Source organism: Mycoplasma hafezii (genome assembly GCF_049942695.1).
Lineage (GTDB): Bacteria > Bacillota_I > Bacilli_A > Mycoplasmatales > Metamycoplasmataceae > Mycoplasmopsis > Mycoplasmopsis hafezii.
The window spans coordinates 636215-646927 of sequence record NZ_CP187940.1; the positions used below are offsets into that span (position 1 = coordinate 636215).

Sequence of the window (10713 nt, forward strand, 5' to 3'; positions counted from 1 at the left end):
TTTAAATTGATACTGATGAACCATTTGCACCAATTGCATTTCATAATGATTGAAAACCAATTGATACAGCGTAAACAAATAAAACAAAAATAATTGTGAAGATAATGATTTTAACGAAGTTTTTTCAGTTAGTTGACCCACTTGGTCATCTAACTCTTTTAATTTCTTTTGCTACTCTCCGAAAGAAATATCTTTTTTGTTTACCACGTTCTTTAAGTTGTTCTTCGGTAGCAACTGCGTAATTAATTTTTTCTTTTTTACGTTGAAACATTAAACTTCCTCTTTGTGTAAAGTGTGTTTTTTACAGTGAGGACAGAATTTTTTAATTTGCACTCTCGCTGCATTACCAGCACTTTTATTTTTTACATAATTTTTCTTTTTGCATTCTTCACATGCTATTGATACTTTATTGTTATTCATACATTAATTTTAACATATAGCAATTTTATTTAAAACAGTTAAAAGAGTATTTTCTCTTGAATACTTTCTAACATTTTATTTCTACGTTGAGTGGTAATAAAACTTCATTGTTTTGAAACTAAAAAATTATTTAAAATTTCTTGTTCAGTTTTATTTAATTGACTTTTAAGCCTATTTTGCAGTTCTAAAAAACTTTCCATGTTACTTTGAACATTCTCTTTATTTAGTTCTTGATGTAAATTACGAATAAAGTTATTCGTATATTGTTTATGAGCGAGATTTCTTTCAAATCTAAACTGTTTGTTATTGATTTTATTAAAATAATTTAAAGTTTGTAATTTTAAATGCGTTCAAAAAAACGAATCGAAATTAATCTTTCTGAATCGATCGGTAGTTAAATATGTTTTAATACATTCAAAACTTTCAAACAATAAATGGTTATAAACTTCAACAAACTCAAAATGATGTTCACCAATCATTCGTTTAATTTTACGAGCAAGAATACAAATATTAGGATAATGATAGTTTTCAAAATTATAGATGATTTTTTCTTTGGTGATTTTTCTTGAATTAGATAAATGAAAGAAATTTAGAATTTGTTCTGGTAATTCATTTGGAAGATTAATCATTATTAATTTTATTGATTGCATCAAACAAAATAATCCCTGTAGCAACAGACACATTAAGTGATTGCACAGTTCCGAATTGTTCGATATAAACAGCTTGGTCTACAACAGACATAACGCTTTTTGATACTCCATCACCTTCGTTTCCCATAACTATAACGCAAGGATCATTATAGTTAGTTTTGGTGTGTGGTGTCGCTGTTTCATTTAAAGTTGTTGCATAAGCTCAGTAATTAGCTTTTTGCATTTTAGTGATGGTTGCACTTAAACTATTTACTCTATAAAAATTCATTCCAACAAAACCTGCTGAACTAATTTTGAGTACTGTAGAGTTATTAACTTCTGCAGAGTTATCCTTTGGTAGAATAATATCTTTAATTCCTGCGGCATTTGCAGTACGAATAATAGCACCAAGATTATGCGGATCTTGAATATGATCTAACATTAAAACAATTTTAGGTTGTCTTTTAATTAACAAATTAAGATCGCTATACTCTAAGGGTTTAATTAAAGCGATAAAACCTTGGTGATTTTCATTTGTGAGATTTTTAAAGAAATTCATATCTTTAACTTCTACCTTAATATTTTTAGGTAAATATTTTGCGTTGTCTTTGTTTAATAAATAAACTTTTTCAACTTTCATTCCGTTTTGAATTGCTTCAAGTACAGAATTTCTTCCACACATTAATAATTGTTTCATATTTTATATGTCCTTTTGTTTGTTTTTAGTTCATCTTTTTTAGATTAAATCATTTTTTGCAAGAATATCTCTTAATGCATCAGCATTTGCAAAGTCTTTTTTAGCAACTAATTCTTTTCATTCTTGATAAGTCGCAACAAATTTACTATATTCAAAATCTTTAAATTGATATCCTAATTGGTTAAAGATTGTAATTAAATCTTGCATATCTGTCGGATTATTTTCAGTATTAATTTTTTTAATTAAATCATTGACAGACTTATTGAAGTTACTAAATTTACGTTCGAAAATCATTCTTAAAATATTTGTTGCTATATCTGTTTTTTCATTTTTAGTAACATCAAGCTTTTGCAATGCAGCATTAAAGTAAATCTTTTTGATTTTCTTATGCAATTTAGTTACGTTATTTAATAAGTTATCATCGATATTAATTAATCCTGTAAAACTATTTAATAAGAAAATAGTTTTAAGATAATCAGCAGGATATTGATTTAAAAAGTCTTTAGCTAAAATCACATTTTGTAGTGATTTAGACATTTTTTCACCATTTAAATTAATTTGACCTGTTCTTAATCATTCTTTTGCAATACTTTGGTTAGTTAAAGCTAAATATTGAATATTTTCATTTTCATGATGTGGAAAAGTTAAATCCATACCTCCACCGTGTACATCAACACCAGCATTGCCGAAGTTTTTATAAATTAAAGCAGCGCATTCAGTATGTCACCCTGGACGTCCTGTACCAATTCCTAACTTGTATGTAATTCCAACGTTAGTATTTTTTCATAAAGCAAAATCAGCTGGAAAACGTTTTTGATAGCTTTGGTCTTCAAATTGCATATTATCAAGTTTTTGATTTGATACTTGTCCATAATTAGCTTTGTTTTTTGCTACATCAAATCAAATGTTTTTTTGTTCATCATAATAAGCGTTTTCTGAGTTAATTAGCTCTTGGATAAAGTCATTAATTGTATTTAAATTTTCAGTGACATACTCAATTTTGGAAATAGTATCAACATTAAAATCTTTTAATAATTCTAAATACTTATTTCCGTACCGAGTAGCAATTTCGTTTTCAGAAACTTTTTCACTTAAAGCTTTATTAATTATCTTGTCATCAATATCAGTAATGTTATGCACGAATTCAAATTTAATACCTAAAAATCTAGCAGCTTTTAAAATTAAATCCATTGTAATTATTGGTCGCATATTACCAATGTGAACATCATTATAAACTGTTGGTCCACATACATAAACTTTATAAATATCTTCCATAGTTTCCTTATTATATCGATTATTTAACTCATTTAAGGGAGTTTTTAGGTTAAAAATAATTTTTTTGAATTTTTTAGTATATTTGCTTAAAATAAGCGTATATTTTTACAGCATTTTTTATATAATAAATTTAATTTATTATATAGTACATTTACTTTCAAAAGGAGAATAATGACACTCAAACAATCTGTAAAACAAGAGATTTTAAACAAAATTCAAGAATTACAACAAGAAGCTTACTTTGATGCAGAATTCGATGCTCAAAGTTTAGTATTTAATCTTAATGAAGCAAAAGTTCCAGAAAAACTTAATGCTGAACAAGTTGTGTATGATTATGCAACTAATATTGCTTTTATTTTAAAACAATATAAAAAAGCAGCTCCAATTCAAATTGCTGAACACTTAACTAATAAATTAAGAGATAGCAAATTATTTAAAGTAGTTGACATTGCTACACCTGGATTTATTAATATCGTACTTTCAGACTTTGCTTTTAACTCTGTAGTTAAAACAATTTTAGAACAAGAAAATAATTACGGTAAAAATGTTGTAACACCTGAAAATATTAATATTGAATATATTTCAGCTAACCCAACAGGTTTCTTACATGTCGGACACGCACGTGGTGCTTGTTATGGTGATGCATTAGTTAGAATTTTTAGACACGCTGGACACAATGTTGAAAGCGAATACTACGTAAATGATGCAGGAAACCAAATTAATGTCTTAGGAAATTCAACACGTGTAAGATATTTAGCATTATTTGGAATTGAAGAACAAATGCCAGAAGATTGCTACCGTGGAGCTGATATTATTTGAGCAGCTGAACAAGTTAAAGCAAAATATGGTGATAAATTTGTTAGCTTCACAGATGAATTATTTGCTGAATTTAAAAATGTTGTAACACAAATTTTATTAGACAAAATTAAAAGCGATATTGCTAAATTAAATATTACTTTAGATACATACTCAAGTGAAAAAGCAGTTAAAGCAAGAGGATTAACCAAAAAAGTGGTTGAAGAATTAAAACAAGACACATATATAGAAGAAGGTGCTTTATTTTTAAGAACTACTAAATATGGTGATGATAAAGATAGAGTTTTAATTAAAAGTGACGGAAGTGATTCATACTTATTACCTGATATTGCTTACCACCAAACTAAATTTGAAAAAGCTGATAAATTAATTAACATTTGAGGTGCAGATCACAGTGGATACATCGCACGTGTAAAAATCGCTATGCAATGTTTAGGATATAATCCAGATGACCTTGATATTTACACAATTCAACTTGTAAGATTAATTAAAGATGGGCAAGAATTCAAAATGTCTAAACGTGCAGGAACTAGTGTAACTTTAGAAGATTTACTTGAAGTTAGTTCACCAGATGCAATTCGTTTTACAATGTTAACTAGAGAAATCAACAATAAATTTGATTTTGATATCGACTTTGCAAACTCAAAAGATGCAAGTAACCCAGTATTTATCGTTCAATACTCACACTCAAGAAGTGTTAGCTTGCTTCAAAGATTACAAGCTGCAAGTTTAAATGAAATTGTTTATACAGATAAAGCTAAAAAAATTATTTTAGCTTTAGATGAATTACCTGAATTAGTTAGAACTATCGTTCAAACTGGAAAAGTTAACTTAATGAGTCAATATTTAATTAACTTAGCGAAATTATTTAATAGTTTTTATTCAGAAACTAAATTAATTGGACACGAAAATGAAGCAGAATACGCAGCTCTTGTTAAAGCTACTAAAATTGTTTTAGCACTAGGATTAAGCTTAATTGGTGTTTCTGCTCCTGATAGTATGTAAAATGTGGTTAAGTTTCCATTAAAAAATAAAATATTAGTAAAATACAACTATAAAAAAGTTAAAAAACTATATTATAATAACAGTATTGTGAAAGGACCAACATGAAAACAAAAACAATGCTAGAAATTGCAATCGCAAAAATTTCTGAAAATACTGCTAAATCATATACTTTTGATGAACTTTTCGATGCAGTCGAAAGTGAATTAAAAGATAAATGAGTTCACGACTTAGGTTCAAAATACGAAGATCTTCCTGAGGAAGAAGCTTACGAAAAAATCAGAACTAAAAAATTAGGTGAATTATACAGATTACTTACAGTAGATAAAAGATTCACAAGAAACCCTGATGGTACTTGAATAAGTACTACATACGAAGTGTTTAATAAATAATATTAAGGAGATAAATATGGCATTAGTAAACGCAACAGAAATGCTTAAAAAAGCAAAACAAGGTAAATACGCAGTTCCTCACATTAACATTAACAACTTAGAGTGAGCTAAAGCTGTTTTACTTACAGCACAAGAAGAAAACTCACCTGTTATTGTCGCAACAAGTGAAGGTGCTTTAAAATACATGGGTGGAATGAATGTTGTTGGAGGAATGGTTTTAGGTTTAATTAAAGACTTAAACATCACAGTTCCAGTAGCATTACACTTAGACCACGGTTCATACGAAGGATGTAAAAAAGCTATCGAAAATGAAGCTTACACATCAATTATGTTCGATGGTTCACACGCTCCATTCGCAGAAAACTACGAAAAAACACAAGAATTAGTTAAATTAGCTAAATCAAGAAACATGTCAATGGAAGCCGAAGTTGGAACAATCGGTGGTGAAGAAGATGGTATTGTTGGAAATGGTGAATTCGCAGATCCAGAAGAAGCTAGAAAAATGGCTGAACTTGGAATTGATGTATTAGCTGCAGGGATTGGAAACATTCACGGTCCATACCCTACAACATGAAAATCATTAAGCTTTGAAACATTAGAAAAAATTTCACAAGCTGCTGGAATTGGAATCGTACTTCACGGTGGAAGCGGTATTCCTACAGAACAAATTCAAAAAGCAATTAGCTTAGGAATTACAAAAATTAACGTTAACACAGAACTTCAACAAGCAAACCACAAAGCTTTAAGAGCTTACATTGAAAGTGGAAAAGACTTAGAAGGTAAAAACTTCGACCCTAGAAAACTTTACAAACCAGGTTTTGATGCTATGTGTGAAACAGTTAAAGCTAAAATTAGAGAATTTGGTTCAAACAACAAAGCTTAGTATTCTTGAAACTCGCAATAGCGAGTTTTCTTTTTGTATTAAAAAACCAGCAGTTAATGTCTGCTGATTTTTAAATCTAAATAAAGTACTGATCTATCACTTTAATTTGTATCTTTCTAATTCTAATATTAATAATAGAAAGAACAATGAAACTTATAAAAGAATAGATTGAAAGAGTGTAAACCATTCAAATTAAAGCATTTGTTGCAAAATATTGTGCTCCTTCAATACTTCAATAATTCTTAGTATATAAAATACCTAAAAGACTATATATAAGTCCAAATAACATAATTGATGAATAATAAATCAAATTGATATTATATTTGTTTTCTAATTCTAAATCGGTTTTTAATGTTTGATAAGGAATATTTGAATGTGTAGAATATCAAGATTTTATTAATTTAGATTGAAACTTTTTAAATGTACTATCTTCACTGTTATAAACTGTGTAATTTTCTTGGATGTTGTTACTGAATTTATTAAATCTTCTCACCATTATAATTAAAGAAAATAAAGAAAAAATAGCTAAAAACATAAAAGCAATAAAATATATAAATGTTCAAAAAGGATCGTCAGATTGTAATTGTGTAAATAAATAACTATTCACAACAATTCAAGTAACTATAAAAAAAGGTAAAGTCACACATGTACCAAAAAATACAACAAAATCTATTAAAGGATTTTCTCAATGGTATCGACTTAAATCATTATTATCACTAAAATGTTCCATAAAAAATAATTTTAAAGATTTATAGTTTAAAAGTGGTAATATAGCAAACACTATAATAAAAATCACAAATACAATGATTACACAAGACATAAAAGCCATTTGTCAAGGAATAGTAATTGAATTATCTTCTAAGTATCTCATAAATGATGCAATACTTACTAATAGAAGGAACAAATTCAATATAAAATGAATTTTGAAATAATTTTTTAATGATAATTTGACATTATTTACATAATAAATATCTTTTAAGTGTGACGTTTTAAAGATAAAAACTCAAGTCAGTTTAAAAAAGATATTTCTTCTTTTTATAATTTCAGAATTAAGTCATTCTATACGCTTTAGTTGATACCAGATTAAAAATATCATTATAAACATACCAATAAAAACAAGTGGAAATAAAATGATTGAAAAGTTAGTAATATTTTTGCTCATTATGATTCTATCAAGCGAAAACCCTTCGATTTTTCATTCATTTTGTGTTATATTGTAAATTGCTTTTAAGAAAAATGGTAAGAATATAAGAATCAATAATTTAAATGCATTATATATTCTATAAGTTAAATCCAATTTAACTAAAGTATCTGTCTTGATTTACCTATCTAAACTTTTAATATCCATAATATTTGCTTCCTATCTATTTCATTTAAACCATAAGTTTTGTAAGTTATCTATATAAAATTTTATTGAATTTATATTTAAAAACATAATTCAATTTTCATAAAATAAACGAAATATGAAAATAATTTAAATTTATTTCATATTAAATTAGATAATTTATCACAATAACTTATATTTAAATTTTAAATTAAATTATTTTTAAGTGATTGAATAAATTTATAAAAGTAAAAACATCAAAAAACGTTTATTTTTCTTAATTTTTTAATGTTTTTACTTTTTTAGTTATAATTAATATAATAAGAAATTGAATATTTCTATAAAAGAGGTAAATATGAAAAAATACGACTTAATTATTATCGGATGAGGTAAAGGTGGAAAAACCTTAGCTGCTTCATTAGGAAAACAAGGTTGAAAAATAGCATTGATTGAAAAAGATTCATTAATGTATGGTGGAACATGTATTAATGTTGGTTGCCTACCTTCAAAAGCTTTTGCTCATAGTGCACAAGCATTAGATGAAGTACGTAAATTAGATTTAGCAACTGATTATGAATTAAATAATAAATTCTATCAAGCATCATTAAAACATAAACGTGAATTTGTTAAAAAACTAAACAACAAAAACTTTAGTATTTTAGATACATTAGAAAATGTTGATTTATATTTGGGAACTGCATCTTTTAAAGATTCTAAAGTCATAAGTGTTCAATTAAAAGATGAGTTAATTGAACTAACTGGTGATAAAATCATTATCAACACCGGTGCTTCATTTAGAAAACTAGATATTAAAGGAATTGAAAATACACAAGGAATTATTTATAGTAATCAAGCACTAGAATTAGAACAATTACCTAAAGAAATGCTAGTAATTGGTGCTGGATTTATTGGTTTAGAATTTGCAAATTACTTCAATCAATTCGGATCAAAAGTGACAGTAATGCAACATAATGACTCATTTATGCCTAGCGAAGATCTTGAAGATTCAAATTACGTTAAAGAATTATTAACAAAACAAGGGATTGATTTAAAATTTAATACTCAAGTTTTAGAGTTTAAAAATCAAAATAATCAAGTTGTTGTTACTTATAAACAAAACGACCAAACTTACACACAAACATTTGATAATGTTTTAATCGCTGCTGGTCGTGTTCCTAATACACAAAATTTAAACTTAGAAGCAGTTGGTATTGAAACCAAAAACCAAGCAATTGTTGTCAATGATTACCTAGAAACAACAGTTAAGGATGTTTATGCAATTGGTGATGTTAAAGGCGGACCAATGTTTACTTATGTATCACTGGATGATAGTAGAATTTTACTTTCTAATTGATTAAATACTCCTAAAAAATACACTTTAAAAGATCGTGACTTATTACCTTGATCTACTTTTTTAAGTCCAACCTATGCACGTGTTGGTTATAATGAAAAAGAAGCGACTGCAAAAAATATTAAATATATTAAAAAATATTTACCAACTTCTGGAATTCCTAAAGCTCACGTAATTAATCAAACAGATGGTTTTAATAAAATTTTAATTAATGAAAATGATGAAATTATTGGTGCAACTTTAATGAATTATGAAGCACATGAAATGATTAATATTTTAACCCTTGCAATTAAATTAAAATTAAAATATCAATATTTAAGAGATTTTATTTATACACATCCTACTTTTACTGAAAGCTTAAATGATATTTTAAAATAAAAAACAGCATTGAAACAATGCTGCAAATAATAGATGTTTAAGAATATACATCTATTTTTTTATTGTTCATTTTCTAAGTGGTTAATCAATACCTTTACTAAATTAATAATTTTTAACTTAGATTTTGAAATTCTTTTCAATTTATAGGTTTCTTCATAGTGAGGTGTACTATTTACTGCTCACATTGCTGTTAAAATAAATAAAATAATAAGCACAAATAATGTAGCTAATAAATAAGGTCAGTATGTCTTTAGTGAAATACCTAAAAGAGCATAACCGAATTTATTGTCTGCATCAGCTCAACCAAAATCTATTAAACAAATAGCTAAACCTACAGCTATACCTAAGCAAAATCCACTTAGAATGATTTTACAAATTCATAAAAATGTACGTGTTCTCATTTTTATACTAAATGACTTCATTAATTTATCTATATCATTTTGTTTAACCTTTAAATCAATATTAGTTTCTAGATTATTTAGATCACTTAAAACATATAATCAAGTTAATTTGTTTTTATTCAAAGCTTTTTGGTATTTAAAATATTTAAATAAGAATAAACAAAAAACAATTACTATTAAAATCATAAAAAGCACATAATATAGTCAATTATTAAATCACGGTTTATAGCAACAACAAATTAGCCCTATAATTATTCCTATAATATAAAATCAATAACAACTGCTAAATGCATTCTTAAACAGTTCTTTAAAAGTTTTTAAATCAATTTGTTTTAATTTATTTCAACTTAATGTTGGAACTTGATTAATAAGGTTATGTCACTCGTAAGAACGAAATGAAGCTTCATCTTTCTCGGAAATATTTTTTTTAAATTTTTCAGCATTTTCTGGCTCAGGAAGTGCCATTTGAGTTATATCCTGATATAGGATAAAATTATCTAGATTAGGGTTTGCTAAATAATTCGCTAATAATTCCATTCTGATAGTATCAGCATTTAGGTAAGTTCATTTTGGTTCAAACAACTTTTTCTTATAAAATAAACCACTTCGAGCTCACAATTCATAGACAAACGCAAACCAAATCGCTGTGAAACTAATTAATAAAACTAAAAATAAATATAGTGAAAAATCATCATTAACATCATATGTATAACCAAATAATGTGAATGTCTTTAAACCAAGCAACAAACTAGATCAAAAAAGTATATTTAATAAAATACAAAATAAAAAATGATATTTAGCATTAAAACGAATGCTTGAGAATAATAATTCTCTAAATTTGGTTATTCACTGTGATTCAGAAAATAAATCATACGATTCTTCAATTTCTGAAATGGTAACTCTTTCAATATTTTCGTGCTTTTTATATTTAGTTTTTGAAGCTCCAATTAAAAAACTACTTGGAAAAGTCAATTGTAAAAGACTTTCAAATTTTTTTGTTTCTTTATAAACTTCATTATTATTTAAAGCTGTTTTGATTAATTCTGGTTTTTCACTTTGAAAAGCAATTTCAAATCACTCTACAGTCCAAATTTTATTATGCAAAATAAAATTTAAATTAAAACAAAAAATATAGAAACATATCA

The 10713-nt window shown here is 26.4% G+C and carries 11 protein-coding genes; 4 read left to right on the forward strand and 7 right to left on the reverse strand.

What is annotated here, in order from left to right; translation table 4 throughout:
* Position 1 precedes the first annotated feature (1 nt).
* The 5 genes from secE to ACPYPZ_RS02485 are packed head-to-tail and all read right to left on the reverse strand — an operon-like array spanning position 2 to position 3021.
* Complete coding sequence (gene secE, locus ACPYPZ_RS02465) at positions 2-271, reverse strand: preprotein translocase subunit SecE (protein ID WP_426460995.1); 270 nt, start codon at positions 269-271, stop codon at positions 2-4.
* Complete coding sequence (gene rpmG, locus ACPYPZ_RS02470) at positions 271-420, reverse strand: 50S ribosomal protein L33 (RefSeq protein ID WP_426460996.1); 150 nt, start codon at positions 418-420, stop codon at positions 271-273. Before rpmG ends, secE begins: the two co-directional genes overlap by 1 nt.
* A gap of 38 nt (positions 421-458) precedes the next feature.
* Positions 459-1049 (reverse strand): hypothetical protein, encoded by a 591-nt coding sequence (locus tag ACPYPZ_RS02475; RefSeq protein ID WP_426460997.1) that lies wholly within the window; start codon positions 1047-1049, stop codon positions 459-461.
* Positions 1042-1746, reverse strand: coding sequence for a 23S rRNA (guanosine(2251)-2'-O)-methyltransferase RlmB (gene rlmB, locus ACPYPZ_RS02480; RefSeq protein WP_426460998.1), 705 nt, complete (start codon positions 1744-1746; stop codon positions 1042-1044). Before rlmB ends, ACPYPZ_RS02475 begins: the two co-directional genes overlap by 8 nt.
* Before the next feature lie 39 nt (positions 1747-1785).
* A complete protein-coding gene (locus ACPYPZ_RS02485; RefSeq protein WP_426460999.1) occupies positions 1786-3021 on the reverse strand; it encodes a class I tRNA ligase family protein in 1236 nt (411 codons plus the stop codon).
* 171 nt (positions 3022-3192) lie between these two features.
* Between ACPYPZ_RS02485 and argS the strand changes: the two genes are divergently transcribed.
* The 3 genes from argS (at position 3193) to fba (ending at position 6114) form a co-directional block, all read left to right on the forward strand.
* Entirely contained in the window at positions 3193-4842 is a 1650-nt protein-coding gene (argS, locus tag ACPYPZ_RS02490; RefSeq protein ID WP_426461000.1) for an arginine--tRNA ligase, read from the forward strand.
* Positions 4843-4943: 101 nt separating this feature from the next.
* The gene (rpoE, locus tag ACPYPZ_RS02495; RefSeq protein ID WP_426461001.1) at positions 4944-5231 is read left to right on the forward strand and encodes a DNA-directed RNA polymerase subunit delta; all 288 of its coding nucleotides are present in this window, start codon (positions 4944-4946) and stop codon (positions 5229-5231) included.
* 16 nt (positions 5232-5247) lie between these two features.
* The gene (fba, locus tag ACPYPZ_RS02500; protein ID WP_426461002.1) at positions 5248-6114 is read left to right on the forward strand and encodes a class II fructose-1,6-bisphosphate aldolase; all 867 of its coding nucleotides are present in this window, start codon (positions 5248-5250) and stop codon (positions 6112-6114) included.
* Between the two features lie 76 nt (positions 6115-6190).
* Here the strand turns inward: fba and ACPYPZ_RS02505 are convergent, their stop codons facing one another.
* Entirely contained in the window at positions 6191-6610 is a 420-nt protein-coding gene (locus ACPYPZ_RS02505; protein WP_426461003.1) for a hypothetical protein, read from the reverse strand.
* Between the two features lie 1183 nt (positions 6611-7793).
* Between ACPYPZ_RS02505 and ACPYPZ_RS02510 the strand changes: the two genes are divergently transcribed.
* Positions 7794-9167: a dihydrolipoyl dehydrogenase family protein gene (locus tag ACPYPZ_RS02510; RefSeq protein ID WP_426461004.1), complete on the forward strand. Its 1374-nt coding sequence runs from the start codon at positions 7794-7796 to the stop codon at positions 9165-9167.
* A gap of 59 nt (positions 9168-9226) precedes the next feature.
* Here ACPYPZ_RS02510 and ACPYPZ_RS02515 read toward each other — a convergent pair whose 3' ends face one another.
* On the reverse strand, positions 9227-10672 hold the full coding sequence (locus tag ACPYPZ_RS02515; RefSeq protein WP_426461005.1) for a hypothetical protein: 1446 nt from the start codon (positions 10670-10672) through the stop codon (positions 9227-9229).
* Positions 10673-10713 lie beyond the last annotated feature (41 nt).